The sequence below is a fragment of the Stenotrophomonas geniculata genome, from assembly GCF_034508895.1.
GTDB classification, from domain to species: Bacteria; Pseudomonadota; Gammaproteobacteria; order Xanthomonadales; family Xanthomonadaceae; genus Stenotrophomonas; species Stenotrophomonas geniculata.
The window spans coordinates 162018-181846 of record NZ_CP140571.1; the positions used below are offsets into that span (position 1 = coordinate 162018).

General features: G+C 66.1%; 17 protein-coding genes. 4 read left to right on the top strand and 13 right to left on the bottom strand.

Features of this window, described 5'->3' with window-relative positions:
• Complete coding sequence (locus RI032_RS00750) at nt 1-855, top strand: endonuclease/exonuclease/phosphatase family protein (protein WP_049434920.1); 855 nt, start codon at nt 1-3, stop codon at nt 853-855.
• Between the two features lie 19 nt (nt 856-874).
• Here the strand turns inward: RI032_RS00750 and RI032_RS00755 are convergent, their stop codons facing one another.
• Entirely contained in the window at nt 875-1138 is a 264-nt protein-coding gene (locus RI032_RS00755; RefSeq protein ID WP_322547707.1) for a hypothetical protein, read from the bottom strand.
• 139 nt (nt 1139-1277) lie between these two features.
• Here RI032_RS00755 and RI032_RS00760 point away from each other — a divergent pair, with 139 nt between their 5' ends.
• Nucleotides 1278-1655 (top strand): VOC family protein, encoded by a 378-nt coding sequence (locus RI032_RS00760; RefSeq protein WP_054171485.1) that lies wholly within the window; start codon nt 1278-1280, stop codon nt 1653-1655.
• 41 nt (nt 1656-1696) lie between these two features.
• Here the strand turns inward: RI032_RS00760 and RI032_RS00765 are convergent, their stop codons facing one another.
• The 6 genes from RI032_RS00765 to RI032_RS00790 all read right to left on the bottom strand — a co-directional run bounded on the left by RI032_RS00765 (nt 1697) and on the right by RI032_RS00790 (nt 9510).
• On the bottom strand, nt 1697-3118 hold the full coding sequence (locus RI032_RS00765) for an efflux transporter outer membrane subunit (RefSeq protein ID WP_049411599.1): 1422 nt from the start codon (nt 3116-3118) through the stop codon (nt 1697-1699).
• On the bottom strand, nt 3112-3849 hold the full coding sequence (locus RI032_RS00770) for an SDR family oxidoreductase (protein WP_043399260.1): 738 nt from the start codon (nt 3847-3849) through the stop codon (nt 3112-3114). Before RI032_RS00770 ends, RI032_RS00765 begins: the two co-directional genes overlap by 7 nt.
• A gap of 64 nt (nt 3850-3913) precedes the next feature.
• Entirely contained in the window at nt 3914-7084 is a 3171-nt protein-coding gene (locus RI032_RS00775; RefSeq protein ID WP_054171484.1) for an efflux RND transporter permease subunit, read from the bottom strand.
• A gap of 112 nt (nt 7085-7196) precedes the next feature.
• Nucleotides 7197-8423 (bottom strand): efflux RND transporter periplasmic adaptor subunit, encoded by a 1227-nt coding sequence (locus RI032_RS00780; protein WP_032128263.1) that lies wholly within the window; start codon nt 8421-8423, stop codon nt 7197-7199.
• A 92-nt stretch (nt 8424-8515) separates the two neighbouring features.
• Complete coding sequence (locus RI032_RS00785) at nt 8516-9286, bottom strand: SDR family NAD(P)-dependent oxidoreductase (protein WP_049400332.1); 771 nt, start codon at nt 9284-9286, stop codon at nt 8516-8518.
• Nucleotides 9283-9510, bottom strand: coding sequence for a hypothetical protein (locus RI032_RS00790; RefSeq protein ID WP_217015644.1), 228 nt, complete (start codon nt 9508-9510; stop codon nt 9283-9285). The genes RI032_RS00785 and RI032_RS00790 overlap by 4 nt, the downstream gene beginning before the upstream one ends.
• Nucleotides 9511-9657: 147 nt before the next feature.
• Here RI032_RS00790 and RI032_RS00795 point away from each other — a divergent pair, with 147 nt between their 5' ends.
• On the top strand, nt 9658-10689 hold the full coding sequence (locus tag RI032_RS00795) for a LysR family transcriptional regulator (RefSeq protein WP_005409107.1): 1032 nt from the start codon (nt 9658-9660) through the stop codon (nt 10687-10689).
• A gap of 319 nt (nt 10690-11008) precedes the next feature.
• Here RI032_RS00795 and RI032_RS00800 read toward each other — a convergent pair whose 3' ends face one another.
• The 6 genes from RI032_RS00800 to RI032_RS00825 all read right to left on the bottom strand — a co-directional run bounded on the left by RI032_RS00800 (nt 11009) and on the right by RI032_RS00825 (nt 18966).
• Nucleotides 11009-11704, bottom strand: coding sequence for a YiaD family glycine zipper/OmpA-like lipoprotein (locus tag RI032_RS00800; protein WP_010484399.1), 696 nt, complete (start codon nt 11702-11704; stop codon nt 11009-11011).
• Nucleotides 11705-11843: 139 nt separating this feature from the next.
• A complete protein-coding gene (locus RI032_RS00805; RefSeq protein WP_322547708.1) occupies nt 11844-13259 on the bottom strand; it encodes a cryptochrome/photolyase family protein in 1416 nt (471 codons plus the stop codon).
• A gap of 89 nt (nt 13260-13348) precedes the next feature.
• On the bottom strand, nt 13349-13963 hold the full coding sequence (locus RI032_RS00810) for an inorganic diphosphatase (protein WP_322547709.1): 615 nt from the start codon (nt 13961-13963) through the stop codon (nt 13349-13351).
• A gap of 10 nt (nt 13964-13973) precedes the next feature.
• Entirely contained in the window at nt 13974-15341 is a 1368-nt protein-coding gene (locus tag RI032_RS00815) for a purple acid phosphatase family protein (protein WP_425603819.1), read from the bottom strand.
• Nucleotides 15338-16453: an NHL repeat-containing protein gene (locus tag RI032_RS00820; protein ID WP_322547710.1), complete on the bottom strand. Its 1116-nt coding sequence runs from the start codon at nt 16451-16453 to the stop codon at nt 15338-15340. Before RI032_RS00820 ends, RI032_RS00815 begins: the two co-directional genes overlap by 4 nt.
• Complete coding sequence (locus RI032_RS00825; RefSeq protein WP_425603859.1) at nt 16453-18966, bottom strand: TonB-dependent receptor; 2514 nt, start codon at nt 18964-18966, stop codon at nt 16453-16455. Before RI032_RS00825 ends, RI032_RS00820 begins: the two co-directional genes overlap by 1 nt.
• Nucleotides 18967-19181: 215 nt before the next feature.
• On the opposite strand from RI032_RS00825, the gene upp reads away from it, so the two are divergent.
• A complete protein-coding gene (gene upp, locus RI032_RS00830) occupies nt 19182-19814 on the top strand; it encodes a uracil phosphoribosyltransferase (protein ID WP_004153184.1) in 633 nt (210 codons plus the stop codon).
• Nucleotides 19815-19829: the final 15 nt, after the last annotated feature.

Consider the following 19829-nt stretch of genomic DNA (forward strand, 5'->3'; position numbering starts at 1 on the left):
ATGTTGTCGCGTTTCCGTCGCCCTGCGCTGTCTGCGCTGCTGGCGCTTGCTCTGCCTGCCGTCGCCTGGGCTGCTGCACCGGCGCCGCTGAAAGTAATGTCGTTCAATGTCCGCACTCCGGCCGATACCGAACCGGGCAAGCGCTGGCCCGACCGTCGCGATGCCATGGTCAAGGTGATCCTCGACGCGCATCCGGCGGTGATCGGCACGCAGGAGCTGGTGAAGGAACAGGCCGACTACCTGTCAGGGCACCTGCCCGGCTACCGCTGGTTCGGTGAAGGCCGCCGCGGTGGCAGCGGCGATGAACACATGGGCGTGTTCTACGACAGCAAAGTGCTGGCCATCGAGGAATCCGGCAACTTCTGGTTGTCCGATACGCCCGATGTTCCCGGCAGCATCACCTGGGGCAACCTGTACCCGCGCATGGTCACCTGGGCCCTGTTCCGGCGCCTGGACGACGGCCGTCGCTTCTACTTCATGAATACCCACCTGCCCTACCGCAACGAGGACGAACCTCGCCGGGTGAAGGGTGCCGAGCTGATCAGCAAGCGCCTGGAAGCCCTGCCCGCCGACCTGCCGGTGGTGTTAACCGGTGACTTCAACAGCGAGCCAGGCGGTGACACCTACAAGGCGTTCACCCGCCTCCTGCAGGACACCCGTACCCAGGTGAAGGCTCCGCAGGGTCCGCGCCTGACCTTCCACGACTTCACCGGCAAGGCCACCGTGCAGCTGGACTGGGTGCTGGTGCGCGGCTTCCATGCGCGCAGCTTCCTTACCGATGATCGTCGCATCGATGGCGTGCTGCCGTCGGACCACTTCCCGTTGGTGGTCGAGCTGGACTGGCCGAAGCACTGATTCTCTGCGGCAGCCGTGGCTACGGCGGCGGCTGCCGCGACAACAGCCGGTACAACGCCTGGTGCTGGTTGCGCGCCTGGCAGATGCGGGCGCCGACGGCAAGGAACACGGCAACGCCGATCAGCCCGAGCCCCAGCATCGGATCGGGCAGCCGCAGGAAACCGATGGCAGCGGCCATCGTCGCCAATACCATCAGCACTACGACCGCCATCGACAGCCCTGCGCCAGGCGGTCCCGGATCACCAAACAGCATGCGCTGGGTATCGCGTTTGTCATCGCTCATCGCCTTCCCTCCTGGACTCTGCCCCACTAGTTACACCGCAGGCCCCGGTTCTGGCAGAGTCAGAAACGTCATGACTGTGACAACGTCCACAGCACGCGACGCGCTACCCTTCCTCCATTCCCAATCTGCGGAGGACGTCATGGCGCACCAGAGCCGTCTGGCCGGATTCATCATCGACTGCCAGGACACGCCCGCTGACGAAGGCGCACGCTTCTGGGCGGCCGCACTCGGCCTGCAGGCGCAGCCATCGTATGCCGAAGATGGCGCCGAGTACGCCGACCTGCAGGGCGCGCCCGCAGGCCTGAACGTGGAAGTACAGCGGGTCGCTCACCCATCGCGGGTGCACCTGGACATCGAGAGCGACGACATCGATGCCGAGGCAGATCGACTGGAAAAACTCGGCGCGCGCCGGATCGGCTTCGTCAAACGCTGGTGGGTAATGGAAGCACCGACCGGCCATCGCTTCTGCATCGTGCGCATGCGCGAGCGCGAGGTGCCTGCCAATCACTGGCCCTGAAAAAAGAAAGGGACGGAAGCCACTGCTTCCGTCCCCTGCGGTTACTGCACCTGCGCCACACTCGGCGGCTGCGGTGATTGACCCCACCCCCCCAGCGCCTTGTACACGCCCACCACGCTGACGTTGACCTCGGACTCGGCGGCCGCCAACGCATCATCGGCCGCCAGCTGCGTGCGCTGCGCATCCAGCAGGGTCAGGAAGTCCTCCGAGCCCTCGCGGTAGCGGATCTGCGCCAGCGACTCAGCGCGGCGTGCCGCCTGCGCCTGCTCGACCACGATCGCCAGCCGCGCCTGCTGCTTGGAATAGCGGGTCAGCGCGTTCTCGGTGTCTTCCAGTGCCAATAGCACGGCCTGCTCATACTGCGCAGCCACACCCTCGGCTTCAGCCTTGCTGGCACGCAGGCGTGCACGCACGGTGCCGAAGTCGAATGCTGCCCAGCTCAGCGACGGGGTCAGCGACCAGGCCTTGTTGTTGCCATTGACCAGGCCACTTGCATCGCCGCCGAGGAAGCCGACGAAACCGGACAGCGACAGCCGCGGGAACAGGTCCGCAGTAGCCACGCCCACGCGTGCGGTAGCAGCGGCCAGGCGACGCTCGGCCACGCGCACGTCGGCGCGTTGGCGCAGCAGCTCGCGGGTATCGCCCAGCGGCAGTGCCTTGGCGAATGCCGGCACGTCATGTGGTGCCAGCATGGCGGTCAGCGTTTCCGGGCGCTGGCCCAGCAGCACCGCCAGCCGGTTACGCGACTGCGTCTCGGCCACTTCCAGAAGCGGAATGTCGGCCTCGATCGCCTTCAGCCGTGCACGGCTGCTCTGCACGTCCAGCTCACTGCCGGCGCCCAGCTCCCAGCGCGCCTCGGTCAGCTTCTGCGTATCGCGCAGGTTGACCAGCGTGTGCTGGGCCACGGCGATGCGCTTCTGCGTACCGCGCAGCTCGAAGTAGTTGCGCGCCACTTCGGCGGCGACCAGCACCTGCGCATCGGCCAGGTTGGCCTGCTCGGCGTCGAGGTCGGCGCGCGCGGCTTCTGCAGCACGGCGCTTGCGGCCGAACAGATCCAGCTCCCAGCCGGCGTCGAAGCCGAGCTGGTAGCTTTCACTGAACACCCGCTGCCCACCCAGCTGCGGATCGGGTTGCTTGCGGCGGTCGTAGCTGCCGCCTGCGGTGATGTGCGGGGCCTGGTCGAAACGGCTTTCGACGAACACCGCGCGGGCCTGGCTGACGCGGGCCACGGCCACGCGAAGATCCAGGTTGTCCGACAGTGCGCCATGCACCAGCTGTTCCAGCACCGGATCATCGAACTGCGCCCACCAGCTGGCCACCGGCGAGGTGGTGCTGAACACCGGCTGCTGCGCACCCTGCAGCACCACAGGCTCCTGTACCGGCGCCTTGTAGTTGGGGCCGACGCTGACACAGCCTGCCAGCACCAGGCTGGAGACGGCCATCGCCAACGTGCGGATCACCATGGCAGCACCTCGCCCAGGTAGGTGAAGCTGCCGCTGGCGCCGGATTCACCGATCAACGCCATTTCCACGCTGGAACGTGCGCCTTCGCTGATTTCGATTTCGCCGTTGCCGCCGTTCATGTCGGTCTTCACGTAACCCGGATGCACGGTGTTGACCTTGATCGGGGTGTTGCGCAGTTCGTAGGCCAGGCTCAGGGTCCAGCTGTTCACCGCTGCCTTGGAGGCGTTGTAGGCCGGCACCTTGAAATCGTAGATGCCCGACGCCGGGTCGGCGTGCAGGGTCTGCGAGCCGAGCATGCTCGACACGTTGACGATACGCCCGGACTTGGCCTGCTTGACCAGCGGCAGGAACGCCTGGGTGACCGCCACCAGTGCATACACGTTGGTGTCGAAGGTGCGCTTCCAGGTATCCAGCGACTGCTCCGACGGCGCCTGCGCCGGGTTTTCGATCATGATGCCGGCGTTGTTGACCAGGATGTCGAGGCGCCCATGGCGCTGGCGTACCTGTTCGACCGCTTCGGCGATGCTGGCTGCATCGGTCACGTCCAGCTGGATGGCTTCCACCGGCAGGCCCTCGGCCTGCAGCTTCAGTGCCAGTTCGACGGCGGTCTCGCGCTTGCGCCCGGCCAGCAGCGTGTGCACGCCGGCCTGCGCCAGCTGGCGCACGGTTTCCAGGCCGATGCCGCGGGTTGCGCCGGTGACCAGCGCGATCTTGTTCTGATGGGTGTTCATGGATTCTTGCCTTGTGAGGGGGAAGCCGCCGCCGGCCAGTGACCGGCGGCGACGGGGTTCCATGTCAGTGGTGGATGGTCGGCTCGCCGTGCTGCACCAGCTGGCCACCACCGTTGCGGGTGACGAACTTGCGCAGGGCCACGTAGAACACCGGGGTCAGGAACAGGCCGAACAGGGTCACGCCCAGCATGCCGGCGAACACGGTGATACCAGTCACCGAGCGCACCTCGGCACCTGCACCATGCGACAGCACCAGCGGCACGGTGCCGGCAATGAAGGCGATGGAGGTCATCACGATCGGGCGCAGACGCAGGCGGCAGGCTTCCAGTGCCGATTCAACGATGCCCTTGCCGCCCATTTCCAGCTCTCTGGCGAACTCGACGATCAGGATCGCGTTCTTGCACGCCAGGCCCATCAGCACCACCAGGCCAACCTGCACGAACACGTTGTTGTCACCACCGGTCAACCACACGCCGAACAGCGCGGACAGCAGGGTCATCGGCACGATCAGGATCACCGCCAGCGGCAGCGACCAGCTCTCGTACAGCGCAGCCAGCACCAGGAAGGCCAGCATGATCGCCACCGGGAAGACAATGAAGGCCGCCTTGCCCTGGGTCGCCTGCTGATAGCTCAGGTCGGTCCATTCGGTGGTCATGCCTACCGGCAGCACCTTGCCGGCGATCTCGGTCAGCTTGTTCATCGCCTCGGCGGAGGACAGCAGGCGCGGGTCGGCTTCACCGGCCAGGTCAGCCGCCGGATAGCCATTGAAGCGCAGCACCGGGTCCGGGCCGAAGGTCTGCTTGATGGTGACCATCGAACCGATCGGCACCATCTCGCCGCGGTCGTTGCGGGTGCGCAGCTTGCCGATGTCCTCGACCGTCTCGCGGTACGGACCGTCGGCCTGGGCGATCACCTGCCAGGTACGGCCGAACTGGTTGAAGTCGTTGACGTAGGCCGAGCCGAGGTAGGTCTGCAGGGTGTCGAACAGTTCGGTGAGCTGCACGCCCTGTGCCTTGGCCTTGACGCGGTCGACCTCGGCATCCAGCTGCGGCACATTGGCCTGGTAGCTGGAAATCGGGAAGGCCATGCCCGGCGTCTGCGCAACGGTACCCTGCATCGCCTGCACGGCATTCTGCAGCGCGCCGTAACCCAGGTTGCCACGGTCCTCGATGAACATCTGGTAGCCGTTGCCGTTGCCCAGGCCGAGAATCGGCGGCGGCATCATCGCGAAGGCAAAGCCCTCCTGCAGGCCAGCGATCTTCTGGTTGATCTCGGCGTTGATCTGCGCGGCGGTACGACCATGGCGCTCGGCGAACGGTTTGAGCGGAATGAACGCCACACCGGTGTTCGGCGTATTGGTGAACTGCAGCGCGTTCAGACCCGGGAACGAGATGGTGTGGGCGACGCCATCGGTTTCCTGGGCGATCTTGGCGACCTTGCGCAGCATTTCATCGGTACGCGCGATCGACGAGCCTTCCGGCAGCTTCACACCCGCGATCAGGTACAGCTTGTCCTGGGTCGGGATGAAGCCCGGCGGCACCAGCTTGAAGATCACGCCGGTACCGACCAGCAGGATCGCGTAGACCACGAACACCGCGCCGCGGCGGCCGAGGATGCGGGCCACGCCACGCTCGTACTTCTCCGAGCTGGACTTGAAGAAGCGGTTGAACGGGCGGAACACCCAGCCGAACAGGCGGTCGATCAGACGGCTCGGGCCGTCCTTCGGGGCACCGTGGGCCTTCAGCAGGCGCGCGGCCAGGGCCGGCGACAGGGTCAGCGAGTTGATCGCCGAGATCACCGTGGAAATGGCGATGGTGACCGCGAACTGCTTGTAGAACTGGCCGGTGACACCGGACAGGAAGGCCATCGGCACGAACACGGCACACAGCACCAGCGCGATCGCCACGATCGGGCCGGAGACCTCGCGCATGGCCTGGTGGGCCGCCGCGGTGGGCGACAGCCCTTCCTCGATGTTGCGTTCGACGTTTTCCACCACCACGATCGCGTCGTCGACCACGATGCCGATCGCCAGTACCAGGCCGAACAGGCTCAGCGTGTTGATCGAGAAGCCCAGCAGGTACAGCGCGGCGAAGGTACCGACCACCGACACCGGCACCGCGATCAACGGGATGATCGAGGCACGCCAGGTCTGCAGGAACAGGATCACCACCAGCACCACCAGCGCGATGGCTTCCAGCAACGTGGAGACCACGGCCTTGATCGAGTCGCGCACGAAGATGGTGGTGTCATACACCGCTTCGTACTTCACATCGGCCGGCATGGCCTTCTGCATCTCGTCCATCGTCGAGATGACCTGGTCACGGATCTCCAGTGCATTCGCACCCGGCGACTGGAAGATACCGATACCGACGGCGTTCTTGCCATCCAGCTGCGAGCGCAGGGTGTAGTCACCGGCACCCAGTTCCAGGCGGGCCACATCGGCCAGGCGTACGATCTCACCGTCCACACCGCTCTTGAGCACGATGTCGCCGAATTCCTTTTCGGTCTTCAGGCGGCCCTGGGCATTGATCAGGGTCAGGAACTGGCTGTTCGGCAGCGGTTCGGCACCGAGCTGGCCGGCCGAGACCTGCACGTTCTGCTCGCGCATGGCGCGCACCACGTCACTGGCAGTCAGGCCGCGCGAGGCCACCTTGTCCGGGTCCAGCCAGGCGCGCATGGCGTAGTCGCCGCCACCGAAGATCTGCGCGTCACCCACGCCCGGAATACGCGCCAGCGCATCCTTGACGTGCAGGCGTGCGTAGTTGCGCAGGTACAGGGTGTCGTACTTGCCTTGCGGCGAGGTCAGGTGCACCACCATCAGGAAGGTCGGCGACTGCTTCTGCGTGGTCACGCCCTGGCGGCGCACGTCTTCAGGCAGACGCGCCTGCGCCTGCGCCACGCGGTTCTGCACCTTCACCGCCGCCGCGTCCGGGTCGGTGCCCGGGCGGAAGGTGACGGTCATCTGCAGCACGCCGTCCGAGCCGGCCACCGACTTCAGGTACATCATGCCTTCGACGCCGTTGATGGCCTCTTCAAGCGGCGTGGCGACGGTCTCGGCAATGACCTTGGGGTTGGCGCCCGGATACACCGTGCGCACGACCACCGACGGCGGCACCACTTCCGGGTACTCGCTGATCGGCAGGATCGGAATCGTGATCAGGCCTGCGGCGAAGATCACGATCGACAGCACCGCCGCGAAGATCGGCCTGTCGATGAAGAAACGGGAAAAGTCCATGGAGGAATTCCTGGGAAAGGCGTTCGGCGGGCAACAGCCGGCCTGCCCCTCGTCACTTTGACGAAGGCAGGAACGGCTGCCGCTGGCGCCGGCAGCTAAGCGGGGACGCGGATCAGTGGTTCAGTGCGGCAGTCGCATCGCGGCCCGGTGCCGGCGGCGCGGCCTGCGGCTGCATCGCCACCGCCTTGGCCTGCACCGGCATGCCCGGCATGAAGACCTTCTGCACGCCGTCGATGATCACCTTGTCGCCGGCGGCCAGGCCGTGCTCGACAATGCGCAGGCCATCGGCGGTGCGGCCGAGCTGGATGTCACGGCGCTGGGCCTTGCCATCCTTGTCGACCACGTACACGTACTTGCGATCCTGGTCGGTCAGAACAGCCTTCTCGTCGATCAGCAGGGCCTGGAACTGGCCGCTGCCGAGCAGCTGCACGCGGGCGAACAGGCCTGGCGTGAACTGGCGATCGGCGTTGTCCAGCAGCGCGCGGACGCGGATGGTGCCGGTGCTGCGGGCGACCTGGTTGTCGAGGAAGTCGACCTTGCCCGAATGCGGGTAGCCCTCTTCGCCGGACAGGCCGACCTTCACCGGCAGATCGCTGTCACGCTCGCTCGGGCGTTCGCCCTTGCGTGCCATCTGGGCGTAGCGCAGGAAGGTGCTTTCGTCAGCATCGAAGTAGACGAACACGGTGTCCAGCGAGACCAGCGTGGTCAGCACGCTGGCGCTGTCGCCGGCGGTGACCAGGTTGCCGGCGGTGACCATCGCGCGGCCGGCACGGCCGTCGATCGGTGCGCGCACCTTGGTGAACTCTAGGTTGAGGCGGGCCGCATCCAGCGCAGCCTGCGCCGCCTGCACGGCGGCACCGGACTGGTCGGCTGCAGCGCGACGCTGCTCGGCGGTCTCGGTGGAGATCGCCTGCTGCTCGGACAGCCGCTTGGCACGCTCGGATTCGCTGCGGGCCAGCGTGGCCTGGGTGCGGGCGCGGGCGAGTTCGGCAGCGGCGCGATCGTACTCGGCCTGGTAGCTGCGCGCGTCGATGGTGAAGAGCACTTCGCCCTTCTTCACTTCCTGGCCTTCGACATAGTTGACCTTGTCGATGTAGCCGGACACGCGCGGGCGCAGTTCAACGCTCTGTACCGCTTCGACGCGGCCGCTGAACTCGTCCCACTGGCTGACCTGCTTGACCAGCACCGGTGCAGCGCTGACCTGCGGCGGCGGCGGCGCACCGGCTTCTTCGGCGTGGCCGCCGCTGCAGGCCGCAAGCACGGCGGCGGCGAGGATCGACACGCCGACCATCGCAATGCGATGGCCGAAACGATGTGGAGTGGAATTGGGGGAAGTCATGGCATGCATCCGTACGGAGGGGTGGTACAGCTAGATGAGAACGTGTTGCAAAAAACAGGCGGCGTATCCTGCGACCTCAACCATGGTCGAGGTCAAGCGACGCCCGCGGTATCGCGCCAGAGGGGAGGAACGTCCAGGTGCAGCAGGCCGCGCGGCAATTCGGCATCACTGCTGTCGCAGCGGACGATGGCGCGGTTGTCGCGGCAGCCATCAAGCAGGGAGACCACGCGGCGGCCGACCAGCAGCGAGCTGGGCCACTCGATGCAGGCATTGGCCGCGTTGGCAGGCGTACACACCGGGCTGCAGACTTCCAGCATCTGCGCACGCACGCCCAGCGCCTGCGCTTCCTGGTGCACCACCTGCGCGTACATGCGCAGCGCGGCAGTAGTGATCGAGGTCTCGCCGTAGCCCGCCCATGGCTTGGCGTTGGCCGGGCTGCCGATCATCACGTAGCGGCGCGCATGCACGTTGTCCTGCAGCAGCGGCAGCAGATGACGCACCGCGTGCACGTGCGGCATGAGGTCGGCCTGCATCGCGCCCAGCAGTTCATCGCCATTGCGGTCGGTCACCCGGCCGCGACGGTAAGGACCACCCATTGCGGCGATCACGGCGGCCAGCGGACGCGGGCGATGCGCGATGCGTTCGGCCAGTGCGCGCGCCGAGCCGTCATCGCTGAGCGAACCCAGCAGCGTCTCCAGGCCCGGCTCGTCGGCGAACTGCTCATGCAGCGCCGCCAGCCGGCCCGGATCGCGACCGACCACCAGCACCGGGCTGCCGGCTTCCAGCAATGCGCCAACCACGCCCTGGCCGACGGCACCGGTGCCGCCGAGGACCAGGACTTCGGGCGTCAGCATCCCATTCACGGGACATTTCCTCCCAAATCCGGGATAGTCCCGATTCGACGCAGCCGGTCGCCCTTGTGCGGGACCAGGCGGACGGCACCGCCACGCTGCTGACGCATCGGCGCGGTAAACTCACGAAAGTCCTTGTGTACCAAGGAACTCGGGCGGACTTCAACGGTCATTGCCAGGTCCAGGCTGCTCTGGCCGGCGTTCCGGAGACGGGCAAGAATGTTGCGCAGGCTCATGGCGGACGGGCTCCAAATAACGAATGGCGCCACGATAGACCTCAAACCTTTACTTGATTAGTCCTGATTAAGGGGAATAATCATCCCGCTCCCGGTCCAATCGTTCTGTCACGATTGTCCCATCCCCGACGTCCAGGATCCCAGACCATGTCCCACGATCTCAACGAGACGCTGATCTTCGTCAAAGTGGTCGAGCAAGGCAGTTTCATTGCCGCTGCCAAATCGCTCGGCCTGCCCAAGACCACGGTCAGCCGCAAGGTGCAGGAACTGGAGACGCGCCTGGGTGCGCGCCTGCTGCACCGGACCACGCGCCGCCTCGGCCTGACCGAAGCGGGCTCGATCTATCACGAACATTGCCAGCGCATCGCACGCGAGCTTGAAGAAGCCGAGAGCGCAGTGAGCCAGTTGCAGTCCGGGCCGCGTGGCTGGCTGCGCTTCACTGTGCCTTACTCGATCGGCATCACCTGGATTGCGCCGCTGCTGGGCCAGTTCCATGCGCAGTACCCGGAAATCCGCCTGGACATGCATATGGGCAACGAGAAGCTGGACCTGATTGCCGGCGAAGCCGATCTGGCGCTGCGCGTGGGTGCCCTGCCCGATTCCAATCTGGTCGCGCGCAAGCTCGGCAGCCTGCGCACGCAGGTGTTCGCCAGCCCGGCCTACATCGAACGCTATGGCGAGCCGCTGCATCCGGAAGAACTGCAGTTCCATCGCATCCTGGCGATGCGCAAGCCGTACCACACCGGCAACTCGCCTCGTTTTACCTGGCAACTGGGCGAGAACGGCGGCGAGCTGCGCGATTTCCCTGTTACCCCGCTGATGACCGCAAACGACATGTCCGCGCTCAATGGTGCGCTGGTGTGTGGCGAAGGCCTGCTGTTGACCGGCGACGTGATGGCCAAGCCGTTCGTTGAATCGGGCATGGTGCGCCGCGTGCTGGCCGGCTGGACGGGCCCGGAAGTGGACTTCAACGCGGTGTTCGCCGGTGGCCGCCTGGTCTCCCCGAAAGTGCGGGCATTCGTCGACTTCCTGGTCGAGAAGCTCAACTTCGACGCCAACTACATGCTGGCGCAATGCCCGGGCGCGAAGCTGGCGCAGCAGCAGAAGGAAAAGGAAGACGCGGCGCTGGAAAGCAGCGGCAAGCGAATCCTGGAGAAGGTCGCGGCTTCGGCGGCGTAACCGGACGCATCCACGCACGGCATGGATCTGGCCAGCGCGCGGCGCGGCGTTCTGTAGAGTCGAAGGTAGCGGCAGGAGCCGCTGCCAACGTCGTTTGCGACGGCCCGACGGGTGCCGGTCAGGACGACCGGCATAGCCATGCTCGACTGCTGTTGGGACCGCGCCGACCAAGGTCGGCATCTACCAGAAGAGGAGTCGAGCACGGCTCGACTCTACATGCGCTATCGGCGTGCCGAGCAAGCTCGGCACCTACAAAAATGCCGCCTGCAAGGGCGGCATTTTCGTTCCGGCTGCGCCGGAACCGCAATAACGCTATGCGTTATTGCTTGAGCGGAATCACCCGAATCTCGACGCGGCGGTTCTTTGCACGGCCGGCATCGGTGCTGTTGTCGGCAATCGGGTACGACTTGCCGGCGCCCAGCGTTTCGATACGCACGCTCTGCACGCCCTGGCCGATCAGGTACTGCGCGACCGAGTCGGCGCGTTCCTTCGACAGGCGGTTGTTGACCGCGTCGCTGCCGATGCTGTCGGTATGGCCGACCACTTCGATCATGGTCTGGTTGTAGTCGCGCAGGGTACCGGCAACGCCGTTGAGCGAACCGTAGAACTGCGGCTTCAGGGTCGACTTGCCGAAGTCGAAGGTGATGCCGTCCGGCAGGTTCAGCATGATGTTGTCGCCCTGGCGCTGCACATCGATGCCGGTGTTGGCGGTGCGCTCGCGCAGTGCGCGTTCCTGGCGATCCTGATACTGGCCGACCGCGGCGCCGCTGAGCGCGCCGATACCAGCACCAATCAGGGCATGCTGACGGCGCTCGGTGGCGCTGTCGCCGGTCAGCAGGCCGGCGGCCACGCCGATGGCGGTACCGATCAGTGCGTTGCGGCCGGTGCGGTTCTGCTGCTCGGTCGGGTTGCCGTACTGGTCACTCTGTACGTAGGAGCCGCCGGTGGCGCAGGCCGACAGGACGGCCGCACTCATCAGGGCCAATGCGACGTTGCGGGTGGTGTTGCGGATCATGAGGTTCTCCTTGGTTTCCGGTCGGCCGGCGGCCTGCGGGCGCAAAAAGAATAAACAGCCCGATGCGATGCCGGAATGATGATCGGGCACGCCGACAGGGCCGCGTTCAGCTAACTGACCGGATCACTCAACCCGCACTTTACCCCGCTCCTGACTGCCGGTAGGCAGCCAGCGCGGCATCGCGGCCAGCCGCCAGATCCACCAGCGGCGTACGCGGATAGCCCGGGGCATGCGCCGCCAGCAGCAGCGGATGCTGCCACGGCGCGAAGCGCGCCTTCACCGGCAGCGCCGCCAGTTCGGGCACCCAGCGACTGATGTAGCGGGCCTGCGGGTCGAACTTCTCGGCCTGGGTGACTGGGTTGAACACACGGAAGTACGGCGCGGCATCGGCACCGGTCCCAGCCACCCATTGCCAGCCCATCGTGTTGTTGGCCAGGTCGGCATCGACCAGGGTGTCCCAGAACCAGCGTGCGCCATGCAGCCAGTGCGCGCGCAGGTGCTTGCACAGATAGCTGGCCACGATCATCCGCACCCGGTTGTGCATGTAACCGGTGTGCCACAGCTCGCGCAGGCCGGCGTCGACGATCGGCACACCGGTGTGGCCGCGCTGCCAGTCGTGCAGCTGCGCTGCACTCGGTTTGGCCCACGGGAAACGGTCAAAACGCGGATTGAGGTTGTCAGTCGGCGTCTTCGGGAAGTGATGCAGCAGGTGGTAAGCGAAGTCACGCCAGCCCAGTTGCCGCAGATAGCCGTCGATGTCGGCGTCAGTGCCCGCACTGCGCAGGCCTTCCAGCGCATGGGCAATACGCCACGGCGCGATCTCGCCGAAATGCAGGTGCGGCGACATTCGCGAGGTGCCCACGCGATCCGGCAGGTCGCGCTGCTCACGGTAACCGCGCAACGCGCCATCCTCAAACACCGACAGCGCCTCCAGCGCACCGGCTTCACCCGGCTGCCAGTGTTCCCAGAAGCCGGTATCCCAGTCCAGCGTCGGTGCCAGCTGGAGATCATCCAGTGCGAGGCTGTCGACCGCGTGTGCCGCCAGTGCCTTCGGTGCGGCCTGCAGCGAAGGCAGGCGCCAATGACTGAGTACGTTGCGCCAGTACGGCGTAAATACCTTGTACGGCTGGCCCTGCTGGGTGGCGATGTCCCAAGGCTCGAACAACAGGCTGCCATTGCAGCTGTGCGTGTCGATGCCCTGCTCGCGCAGCATGCGCTTGATGGTGGCGTCGCGTGGCTGGGTGGCCGGTTCGTATTTGCGGTTCCAGTAGACCGCCCCGGCGCCGGTCTGCTCGATCAGCAACTGCAGGGCCGGCAGGCTGTCACCACTGCGCAGCACCAGCGAGGAATCCCGCGTGCGCAGGTCCGCATCCAGCGCGGCCAGTGAACGGTGGCGCCACGCATCGGAGGCGGCACCCGGCGCCCACCCGCCTTCTTCGTGCGGCGCATGGATGTAGACCGGCACCACGTCGTGACCGGCATCCAGCGCGGCCTGCAGGGCCGGATTGTCCTGCAGCCGCAGATCACGGCGGAACCATACCAACGCTACCGACACAGGCACTGCCTTCGTTGTGGAAGGCGCACATGATAGCCAGCGGTGGTGAAGGAGATGCGCGCGCCCGGCCATCCATGCATGGCGTGGGTCTACTGCTTGAATCGCTCCATCGCTTCACTGATCAGCCGGCGCGCCTCGGCGGCGTTGCCCCAACCGTTGAGCTGCACCGGGTTGCGCCCGGCCGGCAGGTCCTTGTAGACCCGGAAGAAGGCCTCGATGCGCTGCCGTTCGGTCTCCGGCAGATCGGCCAGATCGCGGATGTTGGCGTAGCTCGGATCAACCTTGTCGGTGGGCACCCCGATGATCTTCTCGTCGTGCTCGCCGCCGTCGATCATCTTCAGGTAGCCGATCGGCCGGAAGCGCACGATCACGCCCGGATGCAGCGGTTCGCGGGTCAGCACCAGTGCATCCAGCGGATCGTTGTCACCGGCCAGGGTGCGCGGCATCGAACCGTAGTTGGCCGGATAGGCGACCGGCATCGACTGGAAGCGGTCCACATGGACCAGGCCATCGTCCTTGATCTCGTACTTGGTGAAGCTGCCGGCCGGAATCTCCACCGCCAGATTCACCTCCTGCGGGGCCTGCTTCGGCTGCGCCACCAGGAACGGATGCAGCACGGTATCGGCGGCGGTCACCGCCGTCGCGAGCAGGAGCAGGACCCCGCCGATGGCAGCCATGGGGACAAGACGGCGTACGGTTTTCATCTGGATTTCCTCATTCCCAGCAGCGATCAGCGCGGCCCTTGGCAGTCTGCGCGCGCGGGCAGTCACGCGGCGTGATGCGGCCTTCGGTCAGCTCCGTGCGCTGCTTGCCACCCTTGGCATCACGGCGCAGTTCGAAGGCATCGTAGAGACGGCCAGTCACGGTGCGTGCTTCATAGCGCAGGTGCTGCGGATCGATGTTCAACACCTGGAACAGCTGGGTGTCTTCGGCCACCGGGTCCATCGTCCTGCGCGCTTCGTCGGAAAGGCGATACTGCTTCGGCCCCGCCACGGTGACCACATACTGCGGCGTCGCGGCCTGCCCTTCACCACGGCGACCATAGGTGTGATCGTGGCCCTGCAGCACCAGGTCGACGTTATGGCGGCGTACCACCGGCAGCAGCACGTCACGCAACGCGGCGTTCTCGCGTCCTTCGCGCGGCGAGTAGAACGGCTGGTGCAGCAGCACGAGGGTCCACGGCTGCGGATTGCCGCCCAGTACCTTGTCCAGCCACTGTGCCTGTGCCTTGGCGGTGCCCAGGTCGAGTGCCGAAGTGCCATCGACCACGGCCACGCGCACTCCCTGCGCATCGAACCAGTAGCTGGTCTGCTGCGCGGCGCTGGCGCCATTGCCCGGCAGCGCAAACGTCACCGGCCAATGCTCGCCCAGCACGCGGCGTTCCTGCGGGGTGTCCTCGAACTCCTCGAAATACTCGTGGTTGCCGATGGCCGGGGCCACCAGGGTTTCCTGCGCCAGCCAACTGGTCGCAGCAAACCACTCGCCCCACTCACTGTCATCCATGTTGTCGCCGCCGCTGACCAGGTCGCCGGCAAACAGGCTCATGCGCGCCTGCGGTGCGGCCTTCTGTGCGGCGCGCACTACCCGGCTGACATGGCTGACGTTCTTGTTCTGGGTATCACCGAAGTACAGCAGGGTCAGCGGCTGGTCGGCCGCGGCCAGTGTGCGCAACTGGTTCCAGGCGCTCCAGCTGCCGCTGCCCTGCACGCGGTAGACGTACTGGGTATCCGGCTGCAGGCCGCTGATGTCGGCGCGATGATGATGCGACAGACCGTTCTCGGTCTGTCGCGAGCGGGTCGTTGCGCGCACCTGGCGGATGCCCTCGATGGCCGGCGAATCTCCGGCGAGGGCAATCTCCAGCAGCGGTGCCTGCACGCTGCCGTCGGTACGCCAGGCGACAGCGAATCCATGGCTGGGATCGACCGCCGGCGAGGCGACGATGCGGTCAGGTACCGTCGTTGCTGCGTAGTGGCGGCTGCCCGCCGGCACCTGGATATTCGGTTCGGCCGCTGCGAACGACAATGACGGCAACGCCAGCAGCAAGCTCAGCGCCAGCGTACGCATCACGCAGTGCCCGCTCATGCGCCACACTCCAGCGGCAGCGCCAACTGCTTGGCGATGCTCTCCCAGTTGAACGCCACCACGCCCTGGTCGTCGTGCACGGCATACAGCGCACCGTGCGGGAAGCGCGCACTGGGTTGCTGCATCATCCAGATGCCATCGGTGTTGGCCACGGTATTGCCCTGGAACGCACCGACCGGCTTCAGCGTATGCCGGTCGAACAGGTGGAACACGCTGCGCTGCTTGCCCTGTTCGGTAGTGATCCACCAGCCGTCCTTGCCACAGGTGCGCAGGGTCACGCCTTCGGCCTGGGCCTTGAACACGTCGCGACCGAAGGTGGTACCGGTGAAGCGACCTGACAGGGTGTAGACCTTGAACTCGCTGGCGTAGCTCTCGTCCTCTTCGGCAATCAGCAGGCGGTCGTTATCCGGGTCGCCCCAGATCGATTCGACTACGCGTAGTGCACCGGCTTCGCTGGTGTCACCGATGCTGGCGACGAGCTTCGCCTCGACCTTCGCACCATCGCGGGTCACGTGATACTGGCGCACGCGCTTGTCCAGCTCGGCCAGCGGCGGCAGGATGTCACGGCCCTGCGCATCCTCGCCGTTGTCCCAGGAGTCGGTGACGTAGACGCTGTAGCCATCGGCGCGGCGGTCTACCCACAGCCCGTACGGCTTGCGCAGGTCCTCCGCAGCGAACGTCGCCAGCGGTGCGAAGTCCGGCAGTCTCAATACCTGCACGCGATGATTGTCGCGCTCCACGATCCACAGCAGATCGTCGATCACCGCGATGCCGTTTGGGCGGTCGAACTGCCCCGGTGCGGTGCCGCTGCTGCCCACGTCACGCAGGTGCTGGCCGGTGCTGCCGTCGTAGACCACCAGCTTGTCGGTGGCCTTTGCGGTGGCGATCAGCCACAGCCTGCCATCCGGAGCTCGCCAGGCCGCAGGCGAGTCGATGTTGTCAGCCGGGGTCATCGGCGAAAGGAAGGCCTCGGCGATGGTGGTCACCGCTCGCTCGCCGCTGGCCTTCGCTGACGTCACGGCCATGGCGGGGTCATTGCCGGTGGCCGGCGTGCAGCCGGCAGCCAGCGCTACCGCCAGCGCGGTGGCCAAGGCAGTGATGCGACGCCCCATCACAGTGCCACCTTCAGGCCCAGCGCGTAGGTGCGGCCATACTCTTCCATCTGCAGGGTGCGCGAGCGCGTGCCCTGGTACAGCTCAAGCGGCTTGTCCAGCAGGTTCTGCGCTTCGAGATACATGCTCACGCGCGGGGTGAACTTGTAGTCCAGCGAGAAGTCGAGCTGGGTGTTCGGCGCGACGTAGATGTCGAAGGCGCGGCCCTTGCCGATGCTGTCCAGGTACTCGCTGCGGTACACCGCCGCCAGCCGCGTACTCAGACCGTACTTCTCATAGCCGATGTGGGCACTGTAGACGTGCTTGGAGGCGCGCGGCAGGGTGAAGTCCTCGCCTGGGCGGTCCTTGATGCCGGCATCGAACTCGGTATCCAGCCACGTGCCACTGGCGCCGACCAGCAGGCCATCCAGACCCTCCGGCAGGAAGGCCAGCTGCTGCTGCCAGTTGAACTCGGCACCGCGCACGGTGGCCTTGCGGCCGTTGATCGGCTGGGTCACGTCCAGGCCGCCGTAGGCCGGATCATTGGTGCGCACGGTCTCCACGATGTAGCCATCGATCGACTTGTGGAACAGGCCCAGCGAGACGATGCCGCTGCTGCCGATGTACTTCTCTACCGACAGGTCGATGTTCTTCGACTCGTACGGGTCCAGTTCCGGATTGCCCAGGCGCACTTCCTCGTCACCGCGGCTGTAGCCCACGCGCGGTGAAATGTCACCGAACGAGGGGCGCGACACGGTCTTGTTGGCCGAGGCGCGCAGCACCCAGTCATCGGCCGCGTCATAGCGCAGGTGCAGGCCCGGCAGCACGTTGGTGTAGCTGCTGTTGGCCACGCGCGGGGTGACGGTGAAGCTGCGGCCGTTGGCGGCCACGTCCACCTGGTTGCCGACTGCCTTGAACTGGGTGTTTTCCACGCGAACACCGCCGATGATGCGCAGCGCGCCCACATCCCAGGTGCCCATCGCATAGCTGGCGAAGATGTCTTCGCTGGCCACGTAGTCCTCTTCCAGCGAGGTCATCGCGTTGCCACCGACGTCCTGCGGACGGGCACTGTACTGGCCGCCATTGGCCGCCCAGAAGGCACGCATCGCGGCCGAATCCATGCCATCACCCAGGTTGCCGTGGCGGTGTTCGGGCGAGGAGGTGCTCCAGCTCGACAGCGCCACCTTCGGGCCGACACGCAGTTCGCGCTCATCCACATTGACGTCGCGGTCGCGCCAGCGGCCCAGCAGGCCGAATTTGATGCTGCTGCTGTCGCCGTCGAAGCGCACGTTGACCTGCGCGCTGTGCTCCTTGTCGTTCACCTGCTTGGGCGAAAGCACGAAGCGGTCGAACGCGTAGTTTCTGTTGTCCAGCCACTGCGGATTGTCGAAGCTGTAGCTGGGCAGGCGGCTGCTCTGGTCCAGGGTGCCGTTGAAGGCCTTGCCGTTGAGCTTGAAGCGCGCCTCCATCTCGTCATTCACGCGCTCTTCGGTACGGGTGTAGCCAACCCTGTAGTCGACCACGGCGTTGGTCAGCTTGTTCTCGCCACCCAGGCTGGCCGCGAAGGTGTTTTCCTTCTTGGTGCGGTAGCGCATGCGCTTGTCGATGGAATCCTTCGGCATGCCATCCAGGCGGTACTGGTCGGTGCCGGTCCTGACCATCTTGGCGTCGTCGAAGTTGAAGATCACACGCTGGCGGGTTTCGGCATCGTCGAACTGGCTGTACAGCGTGCGCAGGTAGTACTTGCTGTCTTCGTTCGGGCGCCAGTCGAGGTTGAGGTTGGCGCCGATGCGCTTGCGCTCGATCTCGTACTTGCGGTGCTGCAGGTTGATCGCGGTGACGTCGCCAGGTGCGGCGTCATCCTCGCCGTCATACTCCACTTCGGTGTTGTCCGACTCGAACTTCCGCTTCTGGTAGTTCACGCCCAGGGCCACGCCGAAGGTGTCGTTGAACACTTCGCTGTAGTTGAAGGCGGCCTTGGGGCTGGTCTCGCCGGACAACTGCTGGTGGCTGCCTTCGATCTTGCCACGCAGGCTGCGACCGTCGCGGTCGAAGGCCGAGGCCGATTCCACCAGCACGGCGCCGCCGATGGCATCACCGGGCATGTCCGGGGTCGGCGACTTGACCACGCGCAGGCGTTCGGTGGAGTCGGACGGGATCACGTCCAGCGGCGCGGCTCGGCTGGAATCCTCCGGCGTGCCCACGGCGATGCCATCCACGCTGACGCTGTTGAGATTGGCATCCAGGCCACGGATCACCACGAAGCGGCCCTCGCCCTGGTCGCGGGTGACGCTGATGCCCGGCAGCCGCTGCAGCGACTCGGCCACGTTCTTGTCCGGGTACTGGCCCAGCGCATCGGAGGACACCGCGTCTTCGATGGCGTCGCTGCTGCGCTTGAGGTCGACCGCGCGGATCTGCGATTCGAGCTGGGCGCGCACTTCGATGCGGTCCAGGTCGACCGCGTCCGACGCCACGGCGCCGGTGGCGGCTACCGCCTGCTGCCCGGCGGCATGCAGCGGTGCTGCGGCCCCCATTGCCAGGGTCAGCGTGATGGCAACGGCCAACGGAGTCTTGATATGCACTGGGAATCCCCATTCCTGTTAAGAATGGGTCTGCACGGTATGTCCGCAAGATTGCATGGCCGTGACATGCGCCTGCGCATTTCATGCTGGCCGTCTCCGGCCCCGGTTTGGGGTTGGCCGCCCAATCCGGCAAAATGGCGCCCTCTCTCCTTTTCCCCTTCCCGACCATGAAGATCGTCGAAGTGCGCCACCCGCTGGTGCAGCACAAGATCGGCCTGATGCGCAACGCTGCGCTCAGCACCAAGGATTTCCGCGAACTGGCCAACGAGCTGGGTACGCTGCTGGCCTATGAGGCCACCGCCGACCTGGAAACCGAGCCGCACACCCTGCCCGGCTGGGCCGGCCCGGTCACCGTGCAGCGCATTGCGGGCGCCAAGATCACCGTGGTGCCGATCCTGCGCGCCGGCCTGGGCATGCTCAGCGGCGTGCTGTCGCTGATCCCGGCCGCCCGCGTCAGCGTGGTGGGCCTGCAGCGCGATGAGGAAACCCTGCAGCCGGTGCCCTACTTCGAGCGCCTGACCGGCCGCCTGGAAGAGCGCGACGCGTTGATCCTGGACCCGATGCTGGCCACCGGCGGCACGCTGATCGCCACCATCGACATGCTCAAGCGTGCCGGCGCCCGCCGCATCAAGGGCATTTTCCTGGTGGCCGCGCCGGAAGGCATCGAGGCGGTCAAGGCCGTGCACCCGGACGTGGAGATCTACACCGCGGCCATCGACGCCCAGCTCAACGACAAGGGCTACATCCTGCCAGGCCTGGGCGATGCCGGTGACCGTATCTTCGGGACCCGCGTCGGCTGATCCGGCGAACCGGGG